This window comes from Pseudomonas sp. VI4.1 (genome assembly GCF_002029345.1).
In the GTDB taxonomy this organism is placed as follows: domain Bacteria; phylum Pseudomonadota; class Gammaproteobacteria; order Pseudomonadales; family Pseudomonadaceae; genus Aquipseudomonas.
This window is the reverse complement of record NZ_MULM01000100.1, coordinates 1-24,355: the sequence shown is the minus strand read 5'-3', so window position 1 is coordinate 24,355 and position 24,355 is coordinate 1. Positions and strand designations below refer to the sequence as shown.

General features: G+C 61.1%; 20 protein-coding genes and 1 pseudogene. 12 read left to right on the top strand and 9 right to left on the bottom strand.

Annotated elements, in window-relative coordinates; all coding sequences use genetic code 11:
* Positions 1-129: 129 nt before the first annotated feature.
* Entirely contained in the window at positions 130-1,476 is a 1,347-nt protein-coding gene (locus tag BZ163_RS05150) for an imelysin family protein (protein WP_128870036.1), read from the bottom strand.
* Between the two features lie 230 nt (positions 1,477-1,706).
* The gene (locus tag BZ163_RS05145; protein ID WP_128870035.1) at positions 1,707-3,770 is read right to left on the bottom strand and encodes a bifunctional diguanylate cyclase/phosphodiesterase; all 2,064 of its coding nucleotides are present in this window, start codon (positions 3,768-3,770) and stop codon (positions 1,707-1,709) included.
* Positions 3,771-5,144: 1,374 nt separating this feature from the next.
* Between BZ163_RS05145 and BZ163_RS05135 the strand changes: the two genes are divergently transcribed.
* Positions 5,145-5,408, top strand: coding sequence for a DUF6124 family protein (locus BZ163_RS05135; protein WP_128870034.1), 264 nt, complete (start codon positions 5,145-5,147; stop codon positions 5,406-5,408).
* A gap of 224 nt (positions 5,409-5,632) precedes the next feature.
* Here the strand turns inward: BZ163_RS05135 and BZ163_RS05130 are convergent, their stop codons facing one another.
* The 3 genes from BZ163_RS05130 to BZ163_RS05120 form a co-directional block, all read right to left on the bottom strand.
* A complete protein-coding gene (locus BZ163_RS05130) occupies positions 5,633-6,229 on the bottom strand; it encodes a superoxide dismutase (protein WP_128870033.1) in 597 nt (198 codons plus the stop codon).
* A gap of 176 nt (positions 6,230-6,405) precedes the next feature.
* A complete protein-coding gene (locus tag BZ163_RS05125) occupies positions 6,406-7,008 on the bottom strand; it encodes a LysE/ArgO family amino acid transporter (RefSeq protein WP_128870032.1) in 603 nt (200 codons plus the stop codon).
* 5 nt (positions 7,009-7,013) lie between these two features.
* Positions 7,014-7,415 carry an ACT domain-containing protein gene (locus BZ163_RS05120; RefSeq protein WP_128870031.1) on the bottom strand — a complete coding sequence of 134 codons (402 nt, stop codon included), beginning with the start codon at positions 7,413-7,415 and terminating at the stop codon, positions 7,014-7,016.
* Positions 7,416-7,510: 95 nt separating this feature from the next.
* On the opposite strand from BZ163_RS05120, the pseudogene BZ163_RS05115 reads away from it, so the two are divergent.
* The 3 genes and pseudogenes from BZ163_RS05115 to BZ163_RS05105 all read left to right on the top strand — a co-directional run bounded on the left by BZ163_RS05115 (position 7,511) and on the right by BZ163_RS05105 (position 10,432).
* Positions 7,511-8,405, top strand: a pseudogene (locus BZ163_RS05115) (LysR family transcriptional regulator ArgP).
* Positions 8,406-8,459: 54 nt separating this feature from the next.
* Complete coding sequence (locus tag BZ163_RS05110) at positions 8,460-9,452, top strand: NAD(P)-dependent oxidoreductase (protein WP_128870030.1); 993 nt, start codon at positions 8,460-8,462, stop codon at positions 9,450-9,452.
* A gap of 107 nt (positions 9,453-9,559) precedes the next feature.
* Positions 9,560-10,432, top strand: coding sequence for an ATPase (locus BZ163_RS05105; RefSeq protein WP_128870029.1), 873 nt, complete (start codon positions 9,560-9,562; stop codon positions 10,430-10,432).
* A 173-nt stretch (positions 10,433-10,605) separates the two neighbouring features.
* On the opposite strand, the gene BZ163_RS05095 is transcribed toward BZ163_RS05105, so the two are convergent.
* Positions 10,606-12,123 carry an MDR family MFS transporter gene (locus tag BZ163_RS05095; RefSeq protein ID WP_128870028.1) on the bottom strand — a complete coding sequence of 506 codons (1,518 nt, stop codon included), beginning with the start codon at positions 12,121-12,123 and terminating at the stop codon, positions 10,606-10,608.
* A 321-nt stretch (positions 12,124-12,444) separates the two neighbouring features.
* Between BZ163_RS05095 and BZ163_RS05090 the strand changes: the two genes are divergently transcribed.
* Positions 12,445-13,341 (top strand): helix-turn-helix domain-containing protein, encoded by an 897-nt coding sequence (locus BZ163_RS05090; protein ID WP_128870027.1) that lies wholly within the window; start codon positions 12,445-12,447, stop codon positions 13,339-13,341.
* Between the two features lie 9 nt (positions 13,342-13,350).
* On the opposite strand, the gene BZ163_RS34725 is transcribed toward BZ163_RS05090, so the two are convergent.
* The gene (locus BZ163_RS34725) at positions 13,351-13,527 is read right to left on the bottom strand and encodes a hypothetical protein (RefSeq protein WP_168187312.1); all 177 of its coding nucleotides are present in this window, start codon (positions 13,525-13,527) and stop codon (positions 13,351-13,353) included.
* A gap of 219 nt (positions 13,528-13,746) precedes the next feature.
* Entirely contained in the window at positions 13,747-14,652 is a 906-nt protein-coding gene (locus BZ163_RS05085) for a LysR family transcriptional regulator (RefSeq protein ID WP_128870026.1), read from the bottom strand.
* 117 nt (positions 14,653-14,769) lie between these two features.
* Between BZ163_RS05085 and BZ163_RS05080 the strand changes: the two genes are divergently transcribed.
* On the top strand, positions 14,770-15,651 hold the full coding sequence (locus BZ163_RS05080) for an MBL fold metallo-hydrolase (protein ID WP_128870025.1): 882 nt from the start codon (positions 14,770-14,772) through the stop codon (positions 15,649-15,651).
* Between the two features lie 55 nt (positions 15,652-15,706).
* Here BZ163_RS05080 and BZ163_RS05075 read toward each other — a convergent pair whose 3' ends face one another.
* Positions 15,707-16,588 carry a LysR substrate-binding domain-containing protein gene (locus BZ163_RS05075; protein ID WP_128870024.1) on the bottom strand — a complete coding sequence of 294 codons (882 nt, stop codon included), beginning with the start codon at positions 16,586-16,588 and terminating at the stop codon, positions 15,707-15,709.
* Positions 16,589-16,747: 159 nt separating this feature from the next.
* Here BZ163_RS05075 and BZ163_RS05070 point away from each other — a divergent pair, with 159 nt between their 5' ends.
* The 6 genes from BZ163_RS05070 to BZ163_RS05040 all read left to right on the top strand — a co-directional run bounded on the left by BZ163_RS05070 (position 16,748) and on the right by BZ163_RS05040 (position 24,255).
* Positions 16,748-18,385, top strand: a complete 1,638-nt coding sequence (locus tag BZ163_RS05070) for a 5-guanidino-2-oxopentanoate decarboxylase (RefSeq protein WP_128870023.1) — start codon at positions 16,748-16,750, stop codon at positions 18,383-18,385.
* The gene (locus BZ163_RS05065) at positions 18,382-19,830 is read left to right on the top strand and encodes an aldehyde dehydrogenase family protein (protein ID WP_128870022.1); all 1,449 of its coding nucleotides are present in this window, start codon (positions 18,382-18,384) and stop codon (positions 19,828-19,830) included. Before BZ163_RS05070 ends, BZ163_RS05065 begins: the two co-directional genes overlap by 4 nt.
* Positions 19,831-20,127: 297 nt before the next feature.
* On the top strand, positions 20,128-21,231 hold the full coding sequence (locus tag BZ163_RS05055) for an ABC transporter substrate-binding protein (protein ID WP_128870021.1): 1,104 nt from the start codon (positions 20,128-20,130) through the stop codon (positions 21,229-21,231).
* 196 nt (positions 21,232-21,427) lie between these two features.
* Positions 21,428-22,336, top strand: coding sequence for an ABC transporter permease (locus BZ163_RS05050; RefSeq protein ID WP_128870020.1), 909 nt, complete (start codon positions 21,428-21,430; stop codon positions 22,334-22,336).
* Positions 22,333-23,181, top strand: a complete 849-nt coding sequence (locus BZ163_RS05045) for an ABC transporter permease (RefSeq protein WP_128870019.1) — start codon at positions 22,333-22,335, stop codon at positions 23,179-23,181. Before BZ163_RS05050 ends, BZ163_RS05045 begins: the two co-directional genes overlap by 4 nt.
* An 18-nt stretch (positions 23,182-23,199) precedes the next feature.
* Positions 23,200-24,255 carry an ABC transporter ATP-binding protein gene (locus tag BZ163_RS05040; protein ID WP_128870018.1) on the top strand — a complete coding sequence of 352 codons (1,056 nt, stop codon included), beginning with the start codon at positions 23,200-23,202 and terminating at the stop codon, positions 24,253-24,255.
* The last annotated feature ends 100 nt before the right edge of the window (positions 24,256-24,355 follow it).

Below are 24,355 nucleotides of genomic sequence, written 5' to 3'. Positions count from 1 at the left end.
CGAAGGCGATCTCAAGATCACCGCGATATTCAGCGGCCCCTTCGCCGGCAAGCCGGCTCCTACAGGGGATTGTGTCCAGCAGGGACAAAAAAGGCGACCCGAAGGTCGCCTTTGTTCAGCCTGCGTTGATCAGAACTCGTGATCGGCATTGTCCGGGTTCAGGTCGCTGATGCCCAGTTTGCCGGCAGCCGCTTCGATCGAGCCGGTCTGCTTGACCAGGGAGGCGATAGCGTCACGGACGATCTGGTTGCCAGCCGTGTTACCGGCAGCGATCAGTTGGTCGTAGTGCTCACCCTTGTTGGCGTGATCGACGATGACCTGCATCTTCGCTTCGGTCGCCGCCAGGTCGGCCTTGAGTGCGGTGTCGGCAGCCGGGTCGGCCTTGGCCACCAGGGACGACAGGCTGGCGCCGGCCATTTTGGTGCCATCGACGCGGGTGTATTCGCCCAGGTAGACGTTACGGATGCCCTTGGCATCGTAGAACTGCGAATTATGGGTGTTGTCGCTGAAGCAGTCGTGTTCGTCTTCCGGGGAGTTGGCTTCCAGGGAAACCTTCATGCGCTCGCCCGCCAGTTCGCCCAGGGACAGGCTGCCCATGCCGAACAGCATTTTACGCAGGCCGCTTTCAGCCGGTTCCGCTTCCAGGGTGGCGCGGTAGTTGTCGGCCACGTTCGGCTTCCAGTTACCGACCATCTCTTCCAGGTCGCTGACCAGCAGTTGGGTCACGGACTTCAGGTAGGCGCGACGGCGCTCGTTGTGACCGCCGGTTGCGCCGGTGCCTTCCAGGTAGTCGGACGCCGGACGGTTGCCGGCCCCAGGGCCGGTGCCGTTCAGGTCCTGGCCCCACAGCAGGAATTCGATGGCATGGTAACCGGTGGCGACGTTGGCCTCGGAACCGCCCAGCTCGTTCAGGCTGGCGAGTTTTTCCGGGGTGATGTCCTTGACGTCGATCTTGTCTTCGCCGACCTGGACTTCGGTGTTGGCGATGATATTGGCCGTGGCGCCCGGGTTACCCAGTGCGTGTTCGTAGGATTTGTCGACGTAATCGATCAGGCCTTCGTCCAGTGGCCAGGCGTTCACCTGACCTTCCCAGTCGTCGATGATGGTATTGCCGAAGCGGAACACTTCGCTCTGCAGGTAAGGTACGCGAGCAGCGACCCAGGCGGCCTTGGCGGCTTTCAGGGTGTCGGCGTCAGGCTTGGCGAGGAAGGCGTCGACGGCGGTTTGCAGGGTTTTCGCGGTGGATTCGGCATCGCTGTAAACGGCGAAGACGATGTCGGCGTAATGCGCGACAACGGCTTTGGCAGTGGCTTCGTCGACGTTACCCGCAGCAGCCGGCGCAACAGCCGGAGCCGTGGTGGTGGCGGCTGGCGTAGGCGCTTGCGGAGCGGCAGCCTTGTCTTTGCCTTCGCCACAGCCGGCGAGGGAAATAGCGATGGCCAACAGACTGGCGGTAGCCAGAGGCATACGAATCATGGCGAACATCCTGCTTCGAGAGGGGGTGGAATGGCGCAATAAAGGCGCAAAACTGCGACATAATGCAAATCTTTCGCATTATGTGTAAAGGGTTGTACCTGGAAATATTTCTTATTCACACAATCATCGCACCCCTGTAGGAGCGAGCTTGCTCGCGATGGACGTGAACGATGACGCGTGCTGCCTGGAGGAACGCGTCGTCTGTGGGTTTTTCGCGAGCAAGCTCGCTCCTACAGGGAAATCTTGAAACCCGCCGCATTACTGCGCTGCGCCAGCTTGAGATAAGCGCTCAACTCCCGCGCAGGCAAGGGTTTGCTGTAGAGATAGCCCTGACCTTCATGACAACCCTCGGAAATGATATAGGCCTCTTGCTCGGGGGTTTCCACGCCTTCGGCAATCACCTGCATGCCCAGGCTCTTGCCCAGCTGGATGATGGCCCGGACGATGGTCGCATCGTCGTCGTCGTCGAGCAGGTCCTGCACGAAGCTCTTGTCGATCTTGATCTTGTCCAGCGGCAGGCTTTTCAGATAACTCAGTGACGAATAACCGGTGCCAAAGTCGTCGATCGCGATCAGGGCGCCGGAGCGACGCAGGCTCAGCAAGTGCTGGGCGGCCGTGCTGATGTCTTCCATCAGGCCGGTTTCGGTGACTTCCAGCTCCAGGCTGCGCGGCGGCAGGCGGTACATCTGCAGCAGGTTGTTGACCACCCGTGGCAGCTCGGCGTGGTGCAGTTGCACAGTGGACAGGTTGACCGCCATGCGCAGGTCGGCGAACCCCTGGTCATGCCAGTCGCGCAATTGTTTGCAGGACTGATCCAGTACCCATTCACCGATGGCGATGATGGTGCCGTTTTGCTCGGCCAGCGGGATGAACAGGTCCGGCGGTACCAGCCCGTGCTCGGGATGCTGCCAGCGAATCAACGCCTCGACACCCACCACCCGGTGATCGAAGTAGCTGATCTGCGGTTGGTAGACGAGGTAGAACTGGTGACGGGCCAGGGCGTCGCGCAGGTCTTTTTCCAGTTCGCGACGGCGCCGCATCTCGGTGTCGACACTGGCGATATAGAACTGATACCGATTGCGCGAGCGGGTCTTGGCCAGGGTCATGGTCTGCTCGGCCTTTTGCAGCAGCTTCTCGGTGCTGTTGCCGTCTTCGGGGAACAGGGTGATGCCGATGGTGGCGCGCAGGCGGATCTCCTGATGATCGAGGGCGAACGGCGCTTCCAGGTCATCGAGAATGCTTTGGGCCAGCTCCGCCGCTTCATAGGGTTGTTCGATATCGGCCTGGACCAGGGCGAACTGGTCGCCACCCAGGCGGGCGAGGGCGCCGAGACGACCGCTGTGGGCCCGCAGGCGATCGGCCAGCGCCAGCAGCAGTTGGTCGCCGGTCTGGTAGCTGAATTGTTCGTTGATGCTCTTGAAATCATCGAGACCGACGCAGAGCACCGCGACCCGGCGTTGCAATTTGCCGGCGTCGACCAGGATTTTGTCCAGTTGCTGCTGCAATTGCTGACGGTTGGGCAGACCGGTGAGAAAATCGTACTGGGCCATGCGCAGCAGGCTGTTTTCCGCCTCGTGACGCAGATGGGTGTTGCGCTCGATGGACTCGAGCAACTGATTGGCGGTGTTGATCCAGATCCCCAGTTCGTTTTTCTCGTGGCCCTTGAGCTGCGGGATCTTGTGGGCGCTGGGCCGATCCGGATTGATTTCGGTCAGGTGCTCGATGATGCGCGACAGCGGTTTGGTCAGCAGCCAGTGATAGACCAGGTACAGCACCAGCGCCATGGCCAGGGCGCGCAATACGCCTGAGATGAAGATGATCACCGAACTGACGATAAACCCCTGGCCGTAAGTCGCGGTGTCGAGGGTGATGCTCAGGTCGCCGTAATATTCGCTGTAGGGGCCGCGACCCACCAGTTGGGTGGTGAAGGTGCGTTCCTTGCCGAGGATCAGGTCGGTCAGCCAGCGACTGTTGGATTGCTGCAACTCGCGGGACTTTTGCGCGAGCATGGCCTCGTTGGGATGGCCAATGGAGGCCTGGCGCACGGCGGCGTCCTGGAACAGGCCTTCGATGACCTGCATGCCCATTTCCCGGTCCAGGCTGTAGACGGCCTGGGTCGAGGGGTCGCGGAACATGTCGAGGATGCGCTGGGCATCACTGGCCACGGCCTGATGGGTTTTATAAGCATCGAAAACGATCTGCGCGCAGCTCAAGACCACGCCGACGACCAATGCCGACAGGAGCACCACCCGGAGCAACTTCACCGACAAGCTGTTCTTGAGTTCCAGCTTCAAAGAGTCATTCCTTGTTCCATGCGGGTAGCATCAAGTTGCCATGAGTATTGGCAATCCGGTGATGGCAGTCAAAGGGACAATCCGGCACAGGGGGCATTTGCCTGTGGGTTGGCCGAAATGCTGTTTCCGGGAGTAATTTCCCTATCGGTACTGTGTCGGTTGTTGAGTCCTTCAACTTGAGGGGGGATTTTGCCTTATTTTCCTTTTGGTAGATGTTAGACGGCTGTGGCGTTGGGGCAAGGAGGGGAATGCTGGTTTCATTGTGGGAAATTGGCGAGGGGTGCGGTTTTTTGATTCTTGGCGGCCTTCGGGCCGACCAGGTTCTTGGTGGTTGTGTACATATCCGTTGTTGCGGTAACGGCCGCCTATGGTTTCGCTCTTACAGCGAGTCCCTTTTGGCAAACGCCCCAAAAGGAACCAAAAGGTCTCGCCCCGGCGTCCGGCCCCTCGCTAAGGCTCGGCGTTCCTTCGCTCCGGTATTCATCCGGGGACACTGCCCTCCGGTCTGCTTCGCGACGACCTACATGCAGCGTGTTCGACTGCGTCGAACGGCGCTGCGCGCCACTCCCCGGATGAACACCTCCACTCAGCCTCCCGAAGGGGCGGGTGGATCAAGATCAAAGGCTGCAGGCGAGCTAACGCTCGGCCTGATGAGTGGTGAAGGGCATCGGTGTACGCCGATCCATTGTAGGAGCGAGCTTGCTCGCGATGGTCGTGAACGATAACGCTTGTTTACTGGTTAAACGCGGCGCTCTTGAGTCCTTCGCGAGCAAGCTCGCTCCTACAATCGCCTTAACTGACCGGCATTGAAGCTTGCCCGCCGCACTGATTTTGCAGATGTACACGAAACCCTTGTAGGAGCTGGCTTGCCAGCGAAGGCGGCCTGCCAGCCAACCTGATTTTACGAATGTACCCGGTCCCTTGTAGGAGCTGGCTTGCCAGCGAAGGCGGCCTGATAGCCAACCAATCAATTCCTGCTGCCCCGATTGATCATTCCCACGCTTGCGAGCGGGAATGCCGCCAGGGACGCTCCGCGTTCCGCTTTTACCTGTTTAAGTACATACAAAATTGCCAGACTTTTCCCACACAGTTTTCAGGTTGCCCGTCGGAAGCGGACTCCATAGCCTCTAACTGTCGCTGAATACTCAGCGATCGGGTGTGAGAACCCGGCAAATTATGGTCATCCAGTGCCAGTAACCGCATAATCGCCGCCAGCTTATCCGCTGGCCGTCAATGCGTTATGGCGGCTGTGTGCGGGCAGACTTCGGTCTGGCCGGGTGTCCATAACCGGTTTTCTCACCTCGCACATAGCTGCCACCACTTCGCCGTGTGAGAAACGGCAATGGGTGGCACCACGGCAAAAGGATTGTTTTAATGGACAAATTAATTCCCGATCCCCCCTTCGAAACCGCCAGACCCTATCGCCCCAACACCCTCTTTATGATCGTCCCGGACATGGACACAGAATCCCTCCTTGCCCACGCCTGCGAATCATTAGCTTCTGCCAACGTCATCACCAGTGACTTCGCCACCTACCTGACCGGCCCCCAACGCAGCACTGCGCTGGCCATCGCGCAGATCGTCATGCTGGCGGAACTGGCGGTGAACCGTGCGCTGGACAACATCGATCCGCAGTAGTCCGCAGGCTAACCGCATTATCGTTCCTCGCCGGCTTGCCGGCGAAGGCGGCCCGAAAGCCGACCTGGATTTTACGGATTAACCCAGACCCTGTAGGAGCTGGCTTGCCAGCGAAGGCGGTGTCTCTGATCCACCGCGTCGTCTGGTTCGCCAGCAAGCCGGCTCCTACAAGTGGGCACAAAAAAACCCGGCTAAAAAGCCGGGTTTTCTGACTGGCATCGATCTTAAGCGGTGAAGGTTTTGCCTTCGAACTGCTCAGCCACGAACTTCCAGTTGACCAGGTTCCAGAACGCTTCGACGTACTTCGGACGAACGTTGCGGTAGTCGATGTAGTAGGCGTGTTCCCAGACGTCGCAGGTCAGCAGCGGGGTGTCGCCGTTGGTCAGCGGGTTGCCGGCGCCGATGGTGCTGGCCAGGCCCAGGGAGCCGTCAGCTTTTTTCACCAGCCAGCCCCAACCGGAACCGAAGGTGCCGATGGACGTCTTGCTGAATTCTTCCTTGAACTTGTCGAACGAACCGAAGGAAGCGTTGATAGCTTCAGCCAGTGCACCGCTTGGCTGACCGCCGGCGTTTGGCGCCAGGCAGTTCCAGTAGAAGGTGTGGTTCCAGACCTGAGCGGCGTTGTTGAAGATACCGCCCGAGGAAGTCTTGACGATTTCTTCCAGGGTCTTGCCTTCGAACTCGGTGCCTGGCACCAGGTTGTTCAGGTTCACGACATAGGTGTTGTGGTGCTTGTCGTGGTGATATTCCAGGGTTTCCTTGGAAATATGCGGCTGCAGGGCATCGTGTGCGTACGGCAGCGGCGGCAATTCGAAAGCCATGATGATTCTCCTAATCAGGTCAGTTGCGGTGAGCGCAAGGCCGATCACGGGCGGCCAAACTAGCGCCGGGGAGTTTGTACTCTTTGCGGCGCAGGGTTCGGATCATAGCACCGGGGGTGCGGCATAACCACGCAACAACTGTGTGGAATAGAGGTTCCAGAGCCTTTTGGAATAAATCAACCGGCGCTGATTAACTGGAACGCTACGGTGAACATCATCCCGGCCACCAGCAGGTCTAGAATTCGCCAGGTGCTCGGCCGCGCCAGCCACGGTGCCAGCCATGCAGCGCCCAGCGCCAAGGTGAAAAACCACAGCAACGACGCACTTGCCGCCCCCACCACATAAGCGCCGGGTTCCGTTTGCTGGGCACCGAGGGAGCCGATCAGCAGCACGGTATCCAGATAGACATGCGGGTTGAGCAGGGTCACGGCCAGAGCGCTGAGCATGACGGCCCGAAGCGAGCGGACGGTCTGGTTTTCGCCTTGTTGCAGACTCTGTTTCGAGCAGGCCCGACGCAGCGCCAGGCTGCCGTACCACAGCAGAAACGCCGCGCCTCCCCAACGGGCGAAAGCCAGCAGGGTCGGGTTCTGCGCCAGCACCGTCGCCAGGCCAAAGACCCCGGCCGCCACCAGCAACGCATCGCACGTCACGCAGAGCGCGGCCACCGGCAGGTGATGTTCGCGCCGCAGGCTCTGGGCCAGCACAAAGGCGTTCTGGGTGCCGATCGCCATGATCAGCCCAGCGGCCACCAACAGGCCGTTCACATAGCTTTGCCACATAAGGTTTACTCCGCGTTGGCTGCCAGGTCCTGCAGCACCTGCATGGCCCGCTCGGCATCGGCCAGGCCGACGAACAGGTGATCGTGGTAGTAGCCGGCGACCACGTTGCAGCTGATCCCGGCCTGGCCCAATGCGCTGGCGAACGCGGCGGTCAGGCCGACGGCTGCGAGGGCCGAGTGCACGTTCAGGGTGATCCAGGCCGCGAGGTAGTCGAAACTGAAACCGGCCTTTTCGGCGTGGGCGCGTTCGAGAATCACGGTCAGCCCTTCCTGTTCGCGAAAACTGCCGACGATCTCCAGGCCAGCAGGCAGGTTGCCGTCGCGCAGGGTGCAGAACACGTATTCGCCGACGTTGAGTTGCGGGCTCATGCTGCGCAGCAGGGTTGCCAATGATGTTTCGCCAGCCATGTCGATGGTCCTTGTTCAAAGTGCTTGCTGGCAATTCTGCGGTGCATCGTTGTATAAGAAAAACCAATATTGCTGATCGCTCATTAGGAAAACTGATGTTCGACTATAAATTGCTTTCTGCCTTGGCCGCGGTGGTCGAGCAGGCCGGATTCGAACGCGCGGCGCAGGTGCTGGGGTTGTCCCAATCGGCGATCTCCCAGCGCATCAAGTTGTTGGAGGCGCGGGTTGGCCAGCCGGTGTTGGTGCGGGTGACGCCACCGGCGCCGACGGACATTGGCCGGCGGCTGCTCAACCATGTGCAGCAAGTGCGTTTGCTTGAGCGCGATCTGCAGACCCTGGTACCGGCCCTGGACGAAGAAGGGTTGCCGGAACGCCTGCGCATCGCCCTGAATGCTCGACAGCCTGGCCACCTGGTGGGCGGTGGCGGTGGGCGACTTCTGTGCCGAGCATCATCTGTTGCTGGACCTGGTGGTCGAAGACCAGACCGTTGGCCTCAAGCGCATGCGCGCAGGCGAGGTGGCAGCCTGCGTCTGCGCCAGCGAGCGCCCGGTGGCTGGCGCGCGCAGTGTGTTGCTGGGGGCGATGCGTTACCGCGCGCTGGCCAGCCCGGCCTTTATTGCCCGGCATTTTTCCGACGGTGTGCGGGCCGATCAGTTGGCCCGAACCCCGGCGCTGGTATTTGGCCCGGATGACTTCCTGCAGCATCGCTATCTGGCTTCTCTGGGCGTGGACGGCGGTTTCGAACACCATTTATGTCCATCGTCCGAAGGCTTTATCCGCCTCACGGAGGCGGGGCTGGGTTGGGGGCTGGTGCCGGAGCTGCAGGTGCGCGATCAATTGGAACGAGGCGTGCTGCGCGAGCTGTTGCCAGATAAGCCGATCGATGTACCGCTGTACTGGCATCATTGGCGCAATGGCGGTCAGCTGTTGGGCCTGCTCACCGATCAATTGGTGCGCTCATCGACGCAATGGCTGGTGCCGTTGGACTGACGGCCAGCGTCAAGAGCTCACGCACTACGCAAAACGAAATATTCGGAGCAATTCATGAAGATTCTGGTTACCGGCGCCAGCGGTTTCATTGGCGGGCGCTTTGCGCGTTTTGCCTTGGAACAGGGCCTGGACGTGCGGGTCAACGGTCGCCGGGCCGAGAGTGTCGAGCATTTGGTGCGCCGTGGCGCCGAGTTCATTCAGGGCGACCTGAGTGACCCGCAACTGGCGCGTGACCTGTGCCGGGACGTCGAAGCGGTGGTCCATTGCGCTGGCGCTGTCGGGTTGTGGGGACGCTACCAGGACTTCCATCTAGGCAACGTCCAGGTCACCGAAAACGTGGTCGAAGCCTGCCTGAAACAGCGGGTTCGGCGCTTGGTGCACTTGTCGTCGCCTTCGATCTATTTCGATGGCCGCGACCATCTGGGACTGACCGAAGAACAGGTGCCCAAGCGCTTCAAACACCCCTACGCGGCGACCAAGTACCTGGCCGAGCAAAAGGTCTTCGGTGCCCAGGAATTCGGCCTCGAAACCCTGGCCTTGCGCCCGCGCTTTGTGACGGGTGCCGGCGACATGAGCATTTTCCCACGGTTGCTGAACATGCAACGCAAAGGTCGCCTGGCAATCATCGGCAACGGTTTGAACAAGGTGGATTTCACCAGCGTGCAGAACCTGAATGAAGCGTTGCTCAGCAGCCTGCTGGCGACGGGCTCAGCCTTGGGCAAGGCCTACAACATCAGCAACGGCGCGCCGGTGCCGTTGTGGGATGTGGTCAATTACGTGATGCGCAAGATGGACGTGCCACAGGTCACCCGCTACCGTTCCTTCGGGCTGGCCTACACCGTGGCGGCGCTCAACGAAGGGGTGTGCAAACTGTGGCCGGGCCGTCCCGAGCCAACACTGTCGCGACTGGGCATGCAGGTCATGAACAAAAATTTCACCCTGGACATCAGCCGGGCGCGGCACTATCTGGATTACGATCCAAAGGTCAGTCTGTGGACAGCACTGGATGAATTCTGTGGCTGGTGGAAGGCTCAGGACCTCTACTGAAATAGCCGGTAATGAACCGAGTCCGGGGGTTCAGGGTCAATCGGTGCGGCAGTGGGGGTTATACTCGCCGCATCAAGCCATCACCGCGTTCCACAAAGGTTGACTCAATGTCCATGCGTAACGATGCCAACGACGACTTCGACGATGTACCGAGCCTGCGAGCCGACAACCTCGACGACGATGATTTTGTGCCCACCACTCGCACCTCGGTGCGTTCGCGCACGACGCCGGTGGTCAAGGTCAAAGGTCCTAGCACCGGCCCGTTGTGGGCGCTGGTCGGCGCCTTGTTCTTTGCGTTCGCCGGCCTTGCCTGGTGGAGCTTTCAGCAAATCTCGCTGATGGAACAGCAACTGGTGGCGACTCAGGAAAGCTTCGCCCGTATCAGCGAGGACGCGGCGGGGCGCCTGCAGGACATTTCCGGCAAGGTGGTCGCCAGCCAGACCAACGTCAGCAGCGACAGCGAAGCCCTGAAACTGCAGATCAAACAGCTGGAAAGCAAGCTTCAGGATCAGGGCAAGCAGCAGCAAGGTGTCGTCGGCCAGACCTCCGAGCTGGACAAGCGCCTGGCGCAGATGACTGCGCAAACCTCCGAGCTGGATAAGCGACTGGCGCAGTTGACCGCCCAGAACACCGAACATCAGAGCGCCAACACGCAATTGCAGGCGCAGGTCAAAGCGCTGGACAGTGAATTGGCCGCGCTGAAAAGTGCTTCGGCTGACACCAGCAAGTTTGACGCTCAGCTGAAAAGCCTCGGCGCCGACATTGCCGCGCTGAAAAAGCAAGGCAACCCGAGCGCCGCCATCGATCGCCTGGAGCAAGACATGCTTATCCTCAAGAGCCAGCAGGACAATCGTCCGAGCGCGGCCCAAGGCGCCACCACCGCCGAATTCGACGCCTTCCGTGGCCAGGTCACGCGCAACATCAACACCCTGCAGGCGCAGATTCAGACGCTGGCGCAGCAGCTGCGCGCCCGGCAGTAGGAGCGAGGCTTGCCCGCGAACCAGGCGCCGCGGTGTATCTGCTGCACCGTGTCATCGTTCTTCGCCGGCAAGCCTGGCTCCTACAGGCGAACCAGGCGCCGCGGTGTATCTGCTGCACCGCGTCATCGTTCTTCGCCGGCAAGCCTGGCTCCTACAGGCGAACCAGGCTCCATCTACCGAACCTTATCCCCCCGCCCCCGCAACACCCTGTTCGGCATGGCAATCGCCGCGGCCAGCCCCAGCAGCGACACCGCCGAACTGACCATCAGCAAATGCCGGAAAGTCAGCAGCAACTCCGCCCGCAAGGCATTCTGCGCATCCCCCGGTGCAGCGTTCAAACCGTCCAGCAAGACATTCCCCGAACTGCCCTCGGCGACTATTGACGAGCCTGCGAGGTGGGCGAAACCCGAATCCTGCAACAGCGCCAGCAACAGTGCCGACATCAACGCCACACCCACGGCGCCGCCCAGCGAGCGGAACAGGTTGGTGGTGCTGGTGGCCACTCCGATGTCGCGCTGATCCACCGCGTTTTGCGTCCCCACCAACGACGTCGGGAACTGCATGCCGGAGGCGATACCGCAGAGCAACATGAACAGGCTGCTCCACAAAATGGCCTGGGGCGGACTGAATGCCATGCCCAGGATCGAAACCGGCATGAGCAGGGCTCCCGTCAGGATCATCGGTTTGTAACGTCCGGTCACCGAGGTGCGGCGCCCGGCGAAATACGCCCCGATCGGCAAGCCTATGGCCAATGGCAGCAGGTGCAGTGCAGCGCTGTCGGCCCCGGCCCCAGTGACGCTCTGAAAGCGCAGTGGCATCAGCACAATCAGCGAGATCGCCTGGAAACTGGTGAAGAAAATCGTGCACCAGCACAGGATCGCATTGCGGTTGGCGAACAGGTGCATCGGCAGCAACGGCTCCCGCGCCCGACGCTCTTGCCAGACAAACAACCCCAGGACCACGACCGAGCAGGCGAGCAGGCCCATTACTTCGGCACTGCGCCAGGCATGGCCCTGGCCGACCTCGGTGATGCCCAGCAACAAGGCGGTCAAACCGATGATCATCAATAACGTGCCGAAGTAATCGATGATCGGTTTGCGCTGCGGCACCGGCAGCCCCACCAATGTGTGATTGGCCACCAGCCACGCGCCCAGGCCCAGCGGCAGATTGATCAGAAACACCCAGCGCCAGGACAGGTATTCGGTCAGGTAGCCACCGAGCACCGGACCGGCGACGCTGGCCACCGCGTACATACTGCTGAAGTAGCCCTGATAGCGTCCGCGTTCCCGGGGTGGAACGATATCGCCGATGATTGCCTGGCTGACCGAAATCATCCCGCCCGCACCGATGCCCTGAACAATCCGCGCCAGCACCAGCTGCTCCATGTTCTGGGCCAGGCCGCAGAACAGCGAAGCCAGCGTGAACAAGCCCATGCCGAAGAGCATCAATTTGCGGCGGCCGTACAGATCGCCCAATTTGCCGTAGATCGGCACTGCAACGGTCATCGCCACCATGTAGCCGGAAATGACCCAGGCCAACAGGCTGACGTCCTTGAATTGCGCGGAGATGGCCGGCATTGAAACGGCGACGATGGTCTGGTCCAGCGCGCCTAGAAATATGGCCAGCATCAGGGCGATCAACACGCTGCGAATGGCCGGCTTGGGCGTATCAGGCTGGTTGAGGTTGGTCACGGTAGAACCTGCGGGCAGTGATTGACACCCGCCAGGCGCAAGGCGAGCGGGTAAGTGCTCGCCAGTGTAAGTCGGTAGTAGGCTATTCGATAGCCTCATACGGAAGTCCGCGGTCATTTTCTGCGATGGTTGTTCGAGCTGCTGCCGAGTCGACGCAATACTGGAGTGCCGACTCGACGATGTGCTGATAATTTATGGGGCGAGTGCTTGCATTTTTCACTTGCGGGTCCGTCAATTGAAGGTGAAAACTGAGCCCGAACCTGTACATTCTGCCAATCGGTGCGATTATCGCCCGCCACCCCTGAGGCCTGGATTGAAGTGATGAACACGCCTGACCTGCCTTCGATTCCAGTGTTCAAGCTCTACGGTGAAAGCCTGGACTGGCCGACCCCGGACTTGCTGCACTGTGAAACCATTTCCAAGCGCAGCCGCGAACACCAATGGGAAATCAAACCCCACCGTCACGCCGATTTATGCCAGTTGCTCTTCGTATTCAAAGGTCAGGCCGAGCTTGAAATCGAAGGCAAACGTACGCAACTGACTGAACCGGCGATCCAGGTCCTGCCACCGCTGTCAGTGCACGGCTTTCGCTTTTCCGAGGACGTCGAAGGGTTTGTCGTCACCCTCGCCGCACCGCTGGTCGCCCATCTGCAGGCGCAACTGGGCAATGCGGTCAACGCCCTGGCCCAGGCGGAAAGTTATCCGGCGGGCAAGGACGGCGAGTACCTCAACAGCCTGTTTGCCGCGCTGCAGAATGAGTACACCGGCCATCAACCGGCACGCGAGATGCTCATGCATTCACTGGTCAGCGTGATCATGGTGTGGGTGAGCCGTCAGGTGCTTGAGCGCCGCTGCGCCAGCCAGCGTCCGCAGCGAGCCCGGGAATACCTCAACGGTTTTATTCAGTTGGTGGAAGAAACCTACCGCCAGCACGTCAAGGTCGAGGACCTGGCGCATCGCCTGGGGATTTCCGTGTCCCACCTCAACGGCACGTGCCGTGAGCTGGCGGGGCAACCGGCGTTGCAGATCATGCACGAACGTCAATTGCTGGAGGCCAAGCGCTTGCTGACCTACACCAGCATGACCATTTATGAAATGTCCGACGTGTTGGGGTTTTCCGATCCGACCAACTTCACGCGCCTGTTCCGCCGCCGGCTGGGAATCTCGCCCAAGGCGTTTCGCGACCGCTTGAAGGCCGATCAGGGCAACGGGACCTGATCCCCTTCGTCAGCGGAGGGCGTTGAGGGTCGCGTTGTGGGGGATGCAGCGCTCGAAGTTGCAGCTCGCGGCTTCACGGGGCAGTTGGCGCAACTGCTCGACGCGCCAGGCCGCCGTGCCGTACAGCGCAAGCGTGGCTGCGCAGGTAATGAAAATGGCGAGGTACCTTCTTGTTCTGATGTTCATGGCGCTGACCTCTGAACGAATACCCTTGGGTATTACTTTCAGCATAGGTCAGTGCCAGTGAGTTGCCACCAAAGCGGCATTTGCATGTAACCCGGTATTCAGCACGCTGATGTCCCCTTGTGGGAGCGGGCTTGCTCGCGAAAGCGGTCGATCATTCAACAATGATGGCGACTGACCCACCGCTTTCGCGGGCAAGCCCGCTCCCACAATTTGATCTGGTTACAGGCCGATATCCCACGTAGGCTCTTCCGGAAATCTGAGGACCAGAAAATCCAGCATGCTGCGCAGTGTCGCCGGCATGTGTTTGCGTGAGGTGTACACCGCGTAAACATTCATCTGCCGGGGTTCGGCGTGGGGCAGCAGGCGGATCAGTTCGCCGCTGTGAATATGCACGCCGGCCTGATAACTGGGGAGCATCGCCACCCCGGCACCGGCCATCGCCGCGCGCAACAGGGTACTGGCTTCGTTGGCGCTGATGTTGCCCTGTACCGGCACTGAAACCTGCTCACCGTCCTCCTCGAAATGCCAGAGGCTTTTGCCAAAGTAGGAGTGCGTCAGGCAATTGTGCTGGCTCAGATCCTCGACCCGCAGCGGCGTCGGGTATTCGAGCAGATAAGCGGGGGAGGCGCAGATCACCGAGCGGCAGACCGTCAGGCGCCGCGCGATCAGGTTCGGGTCCAGGTCGTTGCTGGTGCGAATCGCCAAATCAATGCGCTCATCCACCAGGTTCACCGTGCGGTCGAGCATCTGCATGTCGATGCTGACGCCGGGGTAACGTTTGACGTAAGCGGCCATGGCATCCGCCAGTTGTGCCTGACCAAATGAAGTGCTGACGCTGATCCGCAGCAGGCCGCGCGGTGCATCGTCCGGTTCGCTGACGGCGGCTTGCATGTCCGTGGACAGGTCGAGCATTTGCCGACAACGGGGCAGGATTTCACTGCCGGCGGCGGTCAGGCTCAACTTGCGCGTGGTGCGGTGCATCAGGCGTGCGCCGACCCAATCCTCCAGCTGCGCCAGATAGCGCGAAACCACCGGCCGTGACAGGTCCAGGTGATCGGCGGCGGCTGACTGGCTGCCGAGGTCGACCACCGTGACGAAGACCCGCATTGCTTGTAGACGATCCATGATTTGCCCGCTTTCAGAAACAAACTATGTTCCAGCATCGCATTTTTTGTACTGAGTCATGCAACTAAGCTCTGTCCCCTGTAGGCGCTGCGACGCCATCCAATAACGGAGCAACAGATGATCGGTTTCACCTCTCTCAAGCGCATTTTGCTGGCCACCGCCACCCTCGGATTCGCCGCCCACGCTGCGGCAGCGTCGACCCTGACCCTGGACGTTTACAACCCCGGCGACAAGGCGATCTTCCCGGTGACCTCGGTGTTGGTCAGCGGCGAGAAAGACGCGATTTTGGTGGATGCCCAATTTGGCAAATCCCAGGCCGAGCAAGTGGTCGAAAAGATCCGCGCCAGCGGCAAGCAACTGACCACCATCTACATCAGCCACGGTGACCCGGATTACTACTTCGGCCTCGACACCCTGACCGCCGCATTCCCCAACGCCAAAGTGCTCGCCTCGCAGCCGACCGTGGACCACATCCAGAAAACCGTAGACGGCAAGCTGGCGTTCTGGGGGCCGAAAATGGGCGCCGACGTACCGGCCAAAACCATCGTGCCGCAGGTACTCAAAGGCGACAGCCTGATGCTCGAAGGGCAGAAATTGCAGGTGGTGGGGCTTGAGGGCAAGCAGCCGGATCGCACTTTTGTCTGGATTCCGTCGATCAAGGCTGTGGTCGGTGGCGTGGTCGTCGCGCAAAACATCCACGTGTGGATGGCCGACACCCAGACGCCGCAGTCCCACGCCGATTGGCTGACCACGCTGCACGCCATCGAAACCCTGAAGCCGAAAACCATCGTGCCGGGTCATTACCTCGGTGAAAGCGTCCGCTCCCTGGCCGCCGTGAAGTTCACCGCCGATTACATCAAGGCCTTCGACGAAGAAACCGCCAAGGCAAAGGATGCTGCCGAGCTGATCGGCGCGATGAAAAAACGCTACCCGAAGCTGGGTGAAGAAAGCTCGCTTGAACTGAGCGCCAAAGTCGCCAAGGGCGAGATGAAGTGGTAACCCGCCGTACCTGATCGTTCCCACGCAGAACGTGGGAACGATCAGGTACCCGGCATCACCGCGCCTGAGCCTGTTCCACTAACCACCCCATCAACTCACGCAACTTCGGCGAAGGCCCGGGTTTTTCCGGGAAAACCAGGTAATACGCCAACCCCGTCTTGACCTTCAATTCAAACGGCATGACCAGCCGCCCGGCACTCAAGTCATCGCCAATCAACGACCAATCCCCGATCGCCACGCCTGTCCCCTGGGACGCCATCGACATCGCCAGGTCCAGCGTTTCGAAATGCTGACCCTTGCCGACATTGCTCAAGCGAACATCCGCAGTGGCCAGCCAGGCTTTCCAATCCCGTTCATCCCGGGTCGGGTGCAGCAGCATGTGCTGCTCCAGATCCTCCGGCGTCATCAGCGGCACCGGACCTTCGAGCAACGGCTTGGAGCAGACCGGCGTCAGTTGTTCGTCAAACAGCCGATGGGACGCCAGTGAGGTGTCCGGTGGCACGCCGTACACCACGGCCGCATCGAACTGTTCGCGATGAAAATCCACCCCATGCTTGACCGTGGTGGTCAGTTCTACCGGCACATCCGGACGTTCCCGTTGCCACTGCAACAACCGCGGCAACAACCAGCGCATGACACAGGTAGGGGCCTTGAGTTGCAAGGTTTCGCGCTTCTCTCCGATCTGCTCCACCGCCTCGTCGATCAAGCCGAAAATCTGCTGGACCCGTGGCAGCCACTCCCGTCCTTCGGCCGTGAGATCGAGGCCCCTGGCCTGGCGAACGAACAGTTCATATCCCAGATGATCTTCCAGCCCGGCGATCTGCCGACTCACCGCGCCTTGGGTGATGTACAGATGCTCGGCGGCCCGGGTGAAGTTGCAGCACTGCGCGGTGATCAGGAAAGTGTGCAGCGCCGGCAGGGGAGGCAATCGTTTCATTGGGATCCAAGGTATGACGTGAGGTCATGGCTAGTATGACTTTTTATCCATTGTTGCGGCTAGGTGTCGCCCGTTCCAATGAGGCCATCCCTGGACCTGCCGACTCATCATAAACACTGCGCAGGCCCGGCGTCTCAAACGAACAAGAAGGGCAATGACATGGCGACGTGCGGCGAAGTATTGGTCAAGTTACTCGAAGATTATGGGGTGGAGCAGGTGTTCGGCATTCCCGGGGTTCACACCGTGGAGCTGTACCGCGGGCTGGCCCGTTCGAGCATCAACCACGTCACTCCGCGCCACGAACAGGGCGCCGGTTTCATGGCCGACGGCTATGCGCGCACCAGCGGCAAGCCGGGCGTGTGCTTTATCATCACCGGCCCGGGCATGACCAACATCACCACCGCCATGGGCCAGGCCTATGCCGACTCGATCCCGATGCTGGTGATCTCCAGCGTGCAGACCCGCAATCAGTTGGGCGGCGGTCGCGGCAAGCTGCACGAGCTGCCGAACCAGAGCGCCCTGGTCGGCGGGGTGGCGGCGTTTTCCCACACCCTGATGTCCGCATCCGAGTTGCCGGGTGTGCTGGCCCGTGCCTTTGCCCTGTTCCAGGCCGGTCGTCCGCGTCCGGTGCACATCGAAATCCCGTTGGATGTGCTGGTCGAAGAGGCCGATGACCTGCTCGCCAGCCTGCCAGTGAACATCGACCGCGCCGGTGCCTCGCCGAGCGCGATCAACCGCATGACCGAGTTGCTCGCCGGCGCCAGGCGTCCACTGATCCTCGCCGGTGGCGGCGCCATCGATGCGGCTGCCGAACTGACTGAACTGGCCGAACTGCTGGATGCGCCGGTGGCCCTGACCATCAATGCCAAAGGCATGCTCGAATCCAGGCATCCGTTGCTGATCGGTTCGACCCAGAGTCTGGTTGCCACTCGCGCGTTGGTCGCCGAGGCCGACGTGGTATTGGCGATCGGCACCGAACTGGCCGAGACCGACTACGACGTGACCTTCGCCGGTGGTTTCGAGATTCCTGGCAAGTTGCTGCGGGTGGACATCGATCCGGACCAGACCGTGCGCAACTATCCGCCGCACGTGGCGCTGGTGTCCGACTCGCGCAATGCGGCCCACGCCTTGCTGGGCGCGTTGTCCCACAAGTCGCTGGCCGAACGCCGCAACGATTGGGGCCAGGTGCGTGCTGCACGTTTGCGCGAAGAACTCGCCGCCACCTGGGACGCACCGACCCTGGCGCAGACGCGATTCCTGGAGACCGTCTTGCACGAGTTGCCAGACGCGGTTTTCGTCGGCGACTCGACCCAACCGGTGTACACCGGCAACCTGACGTTCAACCCGGAACGTCCGCGTCGCTGGTTCAACTCATCCACCGGCTACGGCACCCTCGGCTATGCGTTGCCGGCAGCGATTGGCGCCTGGCTCGGCGGCAGTGCTGAAAACGGTACCCGGCCTCCGGTGGTGTGCCTGATCGGCGACGGTGGCTTGCAATTCACCTTGCCGGAACTGGCCAGCGCCGTTGAAGCACGCACCCCGGTGATTGTCCTGCTGTGGAATAACCAGGGCTACGAAGAGATCAAGAAATACATGGTCAACCGCGCCATCGAGCCGGTCGGCGTGGACATCTATACCCCGGACTTCATCGGCGTGGCCAAGGCGCTGGGGTGTGCCGCCGAAGCCGTCAACGGTGTCGAGCAACTGCGCAGCGCGTTGCGCGCCGCCGCCGATCGCCAAGGCCCGACGCTGATCGAAATCGACCAGACCCAGTGGATGCAGGCGGTGTCGAAATGAGTTTTCCTACGACCCTCGATGGCCTGTACATCGATGGCCAATGGTCCGCCGGCCACGAACATCTGCGGGTAATCAACCCCGCGACCGAAGCCTTGTTGACCACCGTCAACGGCGGTGATGAACGCGCCGTCGATCACGCCGTCAGCGCGGCGACCGAAGCCTTCGAGGGCTGGTCGACCACCACCGGCGCCGAGCGTGGCGCGATTTTGCGCAACATCGCCGCGGGCGTGCAGGCCGGTCGCGAGCAGTTGATGCACTTGCAGTCGAGCAACAACGGCAAGCCGCTGTTCGAAGCGGCTATCGACGTCGATGACGTGATCGCCACGTTCGAGTATTACGCCGGGCTGGCCGAAGGCCTCGACGCGAAACAGGACAGCGCAGTCGAGTTACCGACCGACGATTTCAGCGCCCGCCTGCGCCGCGAACCCTGCGGAGTGGTCGGCCTGATCGTGCCGTGGAATTTCCCGATGGTCACCACCGCCTGGAAACTCGCTCCGGCGTTGGCCGCCGGTTGCTGCGTGGTGCTCAAGCCTTCCGAAGTGACACCGCTGCCGGAGCTGGAACTGGCAGCGATCATCGCCGGGGCGGGTCTGCCCAAGGGCGTGTTCAACCTGGTCTGCGGCACAGGCCTGGCGGTCGGTGCGCCGCTGTCAGCCGATGCGCGCATTGCCAAAATTTCCTTCACCGGCAGCAACGCAGTCGGCGTGCAAGTGATGCAACGGGCAGCGGAAACGGTGAAGGGCGTGAGCCTGGAACTGGGTGGCAAATCCTCGCTGCTGGTGCTCAAGGACGCCGACATCGAACTGGCCGTGGAAGTGGCCTGTGGCGGCGGTTTTTTCAACGCCGGGCAGATGTGTTCCGCCACCAGCCGTGTGCTGGTCGCCGATGAACTGGCCGATGAGTTTCTGGCGAAACTGAAAACCCGCGCCGAGACCATTCGCGTGGCCGACCCGTTCGACCCGAACGTGGAAATGGGCGCACTGGTCAATCAGGCGCAATACCAGCGTGTGCTCGGCCACATCGATCGCGGTTTGAGTGCCGGCGCCCAACTGATTTGCGGCGGCAATCGTCCGGCAGACCTGCCACGCGGCTATTTTTTGCAGCCGACGATTTTCACCGATGTGCCCCTGGACAGTGCGCTGTGGTGTGAAGAGATTTTCGGCCCGGTGATCTGCGTGCGCAGTTTCGCCAGCGAAGCCGAGGCGATTGCCTTGGCCAACGACAGCCAATTCGGCCTGGTGGCCAGCGTGGTCACTCGCGACGCCGAGGCTGCGGATCGGGTCGCCAATGCCCTGCAGGCGGGGCTGGTGTGGATCAACGCGCCGCAAGTGATCTTCCCGCAGACCGCCTGGGGTGGCTACAAGCAGAGCAGCATTGGCCGTGAATTGGGCCCGTGGGGCTTGCAGGCCTTTCAGGAAATCAAACACGTGATTCGGGCGCTCTGAGGGCCCCTCCCTGTAGGAGCGAGCTTGCTCGCGAAGGACGAAAGGGCGCCGCGTTTATCCAGTCAGCCCCCGTTATCGTTAACGTCCATCGCGAGCAAGCTCGCTCCTACAGGGAGGCATGCACTGGCGTCATGGCTTCAATGAGTTTTTATCGATAGTCAGCTGTTTTGCACGACCTCAGGATGAAGCTGTCGGCGCCGCCCTTGCCCTTTGAAACCGGGGCTTTACGCAGGTTCGACCGCGCGGATGCAAGGGTTGCGACCCACCTCATACTTACAAAAACAAAGGGAGTCCTTCATGGGCGAGCATGATCTGAACCGACGTCAATTCATCAAAACCGTGGGTGTGGCGTCCGTAGCCGCAGCGGCCATGAGCCTGCCCTTCGTCCGGGCCAATGCCAGCGACACGCGCTTCCAGGGCAAGACCCTGCGCCTGCTGACCTGGTCTGACGACACCGGCCTGGCCGCACTGCGCAATATCGCAGCCACCTTCGAGGACAAGTACGGTTGCAAAGTCATCGCCGACCGCACCGGCAGCACCTCGGAAATGGTCGCCAAACTCAAGGCCGCCGGTGATCGTCCGCAGTACGATGTCATTACCCTGGCCGGCGTCGGCGCCGAAGGCCTGGCCGCCGCCGGGCTGCTGGAAAAACCCGACCTCAACCGCATTCCCAACCTGGTCGACGTGCCGGAGAAATACCGCACCGGCGCCAGTGGCCACGGCATTGGTTACCTGCTGTGGTGCAACAGTCTGGTCTACAGCACCCGCACCGTGAAAGAAGCGCCGGACAGCTACGCCGCGATGTGGGACGCCGACCTGGCACCGAACATCTTCCTGCCGCCGCCGAACTGGACCGAGGCGATGGACCTGATCATCATCGCCGCCAAACTGGCCGGTGGTGACGAGCACAACATCGAACCTGGCTTCAAGAAACTCGCCGAACTCAAGGATCGCGTGGTGACCCTGGGGGAAAACCCGAACCAGATCGCCGAGCTGTTCCGCACTGGTTCCCTGGACATGGGCGGCTTGTACGCACCGGCGTTTTTCCCGAAACAGATCCGCGATCCGGCCTACGGTCTGGGCGCCACCTTCGGCATGAAGGAAGGCTTCTATACCGACCTGATGCTGTCGGTGATGCCGAAGAATCGTCCAGGCGATACCGACCTGGTCTACGCCTTCATCAACCACTCCCTGGACCCGCTGGTGCAGGGCAAGATGGCCGAAGACATCTACAACGGTCCGGTCAACGCCAAGGCGATCATCTCCGCCGAAGCGCGCAAGAGCCCGTACATCCTCACGCCGGAGCAGATTGCCGAGAAGGCGATCATGCACGACAACGCCTTCCTGGCCTCCGTGCATGACCAATGGATTCGTCGCTACACGGAAATCTTTTCTTCCTGATCGAGTGGCGAACACAAGCCCGTAAAGCACCACAAATCCAATGTGGGAGCGGGCTTGCTCGCGAAAGGCGGTGGGACATTCAACATTGATGTCGACTGACACGGCCTCTTCGCGAGCAAGCCCGCTCTCACATTAGAAATGTTGTGGTTTTGAGGGCTGTGTTTGCCAGCTGCTTTCCATTGACGAGACCACTGCTATGGAACACCAACCTCTGACTCACCCGGTAAGCGTGGCCCCCGCGCGCGTCAACCGGGGCGTTTCGCCGACGACCCGCGCCTGGATTTTCCTCTCGCCGTCGATGCTGTTTCTGGGCGTGCTGATTGCCGCCAGCCTCCTGGTGTTGCGCATGAGCGTGGGCACCAAAGGCGCGGAATGGACCGGGTTCAGCCTGGCCAGTTACGCCCAGCTGCTGGAACCCTATTACCTCAAATCCTTGCTGCTGACCCTGCGCCTGGCCCTGATCAGCGCGGTGATCGCGGTGGTGCTGGCGATCCCGGTGGCCTACACCATGTCACGGCTGACCTCGCCCTTTGTGCGACGGATCTTCCTCGCGGCGGTGCTGTTGCCGTTGCTGGTCAACCTGTTGCTGCAAAGTTACGGCTGGCTGGTGATCCTGGGGCCTGGCGGCATGCTCAACCAGGCGCTGATGGGCCTGGGCCTGATCAAGCGTCCGATCATGCTGCTGTACAACCAGAACGGCGTACTGATGGGCCTGGTGCAGACGGCCTTCCCGCTGGCGGTGCTGCCGATTGCCAGCGCCATGCGCGGGGTCGCCCGTACCTACGAAGAAGCTGCCGCCACCCTGGGCGCCAGTCGCTTGCAAGTGTTCCGCCAGGTGGTGCTGCCGATGAGCATGCCGGGAATCATCACCGGTGCGACGTTGGTGTTCGCCTACAACGCCAGCAGTTTCGTGGTGCCATTGCTGCTCGGTGGCCGACGCGTGCCGATGCTGGCGGTGATGGTGCATGACCAGATCGCCCCGCTGATGAACTGGCCTGCCGCGTCCGCTGCCGGTGTGGTGTTGATTGTCACTACGCTCGCGATCATGACCTTGTCCGAATACATCACCGGCCGTCGTCGGCGCATGCTGGAGGCTTCCCAATGAGTACCCTGACCAAGAAGCGTTATGGGCTGCTGCCCGGCGAGACCGGCAAGTTTGCCGGCATCCTGTCGGGCTTCATCCTGCTGCTGGCGGTGTTGCCGATCCTGACGATGATCGTGATGTCGTTCAGCGGAGCGTCGAACCTCGACTTCCCGCCGAGCAGCTACAGCCTGCAATGGTACAAGGCCGCCTGGCACACCTTTGTCTCGCCGGACTCCAGCGATGTGCTGAGCCTGGGCAAGGCCATGACCACCAGCCTGATGGTCGCTTGCCTGACCATGGTCTTCGCTACGATTGTCGCGGTTCCGGCGGCTTACGCGCTGACCCGTTGCGAGTTCCGTGGCAAGGCCGTGGCGCTGCAGTTGATGTCGTTGCCCCTGGTATTCCCCATGGTGGTATTGGGGCTGGCGTTGCTGTTGGTATTCGACAGCCTGCCGTTCCAGATGACGACTTCGCGTCTGGTGATTGCCCACGTGATTCTGGCATTGCCGTTCGTGGTGAAGAACTGCACCGCCGCGATGCTCTCCATCGGCAGCGAAGTCGAGGAGGCCGCGCAGATGCTTGGCGCCTCACCGCTGCGGGCAATTGTCGATGTGGTGGTGCCGTTGATGAAGTCGGGGATCCTGGCGGGGATGCTGCTGGCGTTCATCGTCTCGTTCAACGAATTCACCGTGACCTATTTCCTCTACACCATCGACGTCATGACCGTGCCGATCTGGATGTACAGCCGCACCGTGTCTTCGCTCGACCCTACCGTTTTCTCGTTTGCCGTGCTGATCGTGCTGATCGACTTCGTCCTGATCTGGGCGTTGGAGAAGCTGGTCGGTGAAGGTGGCGTTTCGTTCTGATTTCTTGAGGTGATTCATATGTCTGGTCTGATTCTGGAAAACGTCGAGAAACATTACGGCTCGGCCTGCGCGGTAAAAGATGTGAACCTGCATTTGCCGGAAGGCAAGCTGGTGTGTTTCCTCGGCCCTTCGGGCTGCGGCAAAACCACTTTGCTGCGGATGATCGCCGGGCTCGAAACCCTCAGCGGCGGCGAGATTCGCCTGGACGGTGAAGACATCGGTCACACCCCGGCGCACCAGCGCAATTTCGGCATGGTGTTTCAATCCCTGGCGCTATTTCCGCACATGACCGTGGGGGAGAACATCGCTTACCCACTGAAGCTGCGCGGGGTCAGCAAGGCTGATCAGCAGGCGCGGGTAGTGGAGTTGCTTGAGCTGATTCAATTGCAGGAAATGATTGATCGCCCGGTGGCCAAACTTTCCGGTGGTCAGCGTCAGCGCGTGGCGATTGCCCGGGCGATTGCCAACCACCCGAAAATCCTCCTGCTCGACGAACCGTTGTCGGCGCTGGATGCCAAGCTGCGCGAATCCATGCAGGTGGAAATCCGCCAGCTGCAACAGCGCCTGAACATCACCACCATCATGGTGACCCACGATCAGCGCGAAGCCATGACCATGGCGGATATCGTCGTTGTGCTGGGTGAACATCGCGTGCAGCAAGTGGGGACGCCGATCGAGATCTACCGTCATCCGGCCAATGAGTTCGTCGCGGACTTTATCGGCTCGGGCAACATCTTCCCGGCCACCGCGCTGGGCAATGGCAGGGTGAGCTTGCCGGGTGGCGATGCGCTGCAAGTGCCGATCTGCAGCAGCATCGTGGTGGGGGAGAAGGTCAGGATGCTGATCCGCCCTGAAGACCTGCAACTGTCGCAGCCACAGGCAACAGCGGGCAATCGGTTGCTCGGCAAGGTGACGTTCGTGCGTGATATCGGCGCGACGATTGAAACCACCGTGGAGTGTTCCGGCGTGTCGTTTACGGCGTTGAGCACGCCGTGTCAGGGGTTTGGGTTGAGCATTGGCAATCCGGTGTCGGTGACCTTGCCGGCTGAGGCGTGTCGCGTTCTCAGCGCCTGATTTCAGTTTTAGAAATGGGTTGTCTTTGCTGGCCTCTTCGCTGGCAAGCCAGCTCCTACAGGGGATTTGTGGTGAGCCCGGATCCCCTGTAGGAGCTGGC

What these genes read in the sequence shown, in the direction of transcription:
- BZ163_RS05125 (WP_128870032.1), bottom strand. Translation starts at nt 7,008, where the DNA reads ATGTGGCAAAGCTATGTGAACGGCCTGTTGGTGGCCGCTGGGCTGATC.
- BZ163_RS05090 (WP_128870027.1), top strand. Translation starts at nt 12,445, where the DNA reads ATGAACACGCCTGACCTGCCTTCGATTCCAGTGTTCAAGCTCTACGGT.
- BZ163_RS05045 (WP_128870019.1), top strand. Translation starts at nt 22,333, where the DNA reads ATGAGTACCCTGACCAAGAAGCGTTATGGGCTGCTGCCCGGCGAGACC.
- BZ163_RS05110 (WP_128870030.1), top strand. Translation starts at nt 8,460, where the DNA reads ATGAAGATTCTGGTTACCGGCGCCAGCGGTTTCATTGGCGGGCGCTTT.
- BZ163_RS05040 (WP_128870018.1), top strand. Translation starts at nt 23,200, where the DNA reads ATGTCTGGTCTGATTCTGGAAAACGTCGAGAAACATTACGGCTCGGCC.
- BZ163_RS05065 (WP_128870022.1), top strand. Translation starts at nt 18,382, where the DNA reads ATGAGTTTTCCTACGACCCTCGATGGCCTGTACATCGATGGCCAATGG.
- BZ163_RS05075 (WP_128870024.1), bottom strand. Translation starts at nt 16,588, where the DNA reads ATGAAACGATTGCCTCCCCTGCCGGCGCTGCACACTTTCCTGATCACC.
- BZ163_RS05135 (WP_128870034.1), top strand. Translation starts at nt 5,145, where the DNA reads ATGGACAAATTAATTCCCGATCCCCCCTTCGAAACCGCCAGACCCTAT.
- BZ163_RS05050 (WP_128870020.1), top strand. Translation starts at nt 21,428, where the DNA reads ATGGAACACCAACCTCTGACTCACCCGGTAAGCGTGGCCCCCGCGCGC.
- BZ163_RS05105 (WP_128870029.1), top strand. Translation starts at nt 9,560, where the DNA reads ATGTCCATGCGTAACGATGCCAACGACGACTTCGACGATGTACCGAGC.
- BZ163_RS05085 (WP_128870026.1), bottom strand. Translation starts at nt 14,652, where the DNA reads ATGGATCGTCTACAAGCAATGCGGGTCTTCGTCACGGTGGTCGACCTC.
- BZ163_RS05150 (WP_128870036.1), bottom strand. Translation starts at nt 1,476, where the DNA reads ATGATTCGTATGCCTCTGGCTACCGCCAGTCTGTTGGCCATCGCTATT.
- BZ163_RS05130 (WP_128870033.1), bottom strand. Translation starts at nt 6,229, where the DNA reads ATGGCTTTCGAATTGCCGCCGCTGCCGTACGCACACGATGCCCTGCAG.
- BZ163_RS05080 (WP_128870025.1), top strand. Translation starts at nt 14,770, where the DNA reads ATGATCGGTTTCACCTCTCTCAAGCGCATTTTGCTGGCCACCGCCACC.
- BZ163_RS05055 (WP_128870021.1), top strand. Translation starts at nt 20,128, where the DNA reads ATGGGCGAGCATGATCTGAACCGACGTCAATTCATCAAAACCGTGGGT.
- BZ163_RS34725 (WP_168187312.1), bottom strand. Translation starts at nt 13,527, where the DNA reads ATGAACATCAGAACAAGAAGGTACCTCGCCATTTTCATTACCTGCGCA.
- BZ163_RS05070 (WP_128870023.1), top strand. Translation starts at nt 16,748, where the DNA reads ATGGCGACGTGCGGCGAAGTATTGGTCAAGTTACTCGAAGATTATGGG.
- BZ163_RS05120 (WP_128870031.1), bottom strand. Translation starts at nt 7,415, where the DNA reads ATGGCTGGCGAAACATCATTGGCAACCCTGCTGCGCAGCATGAGCCCG.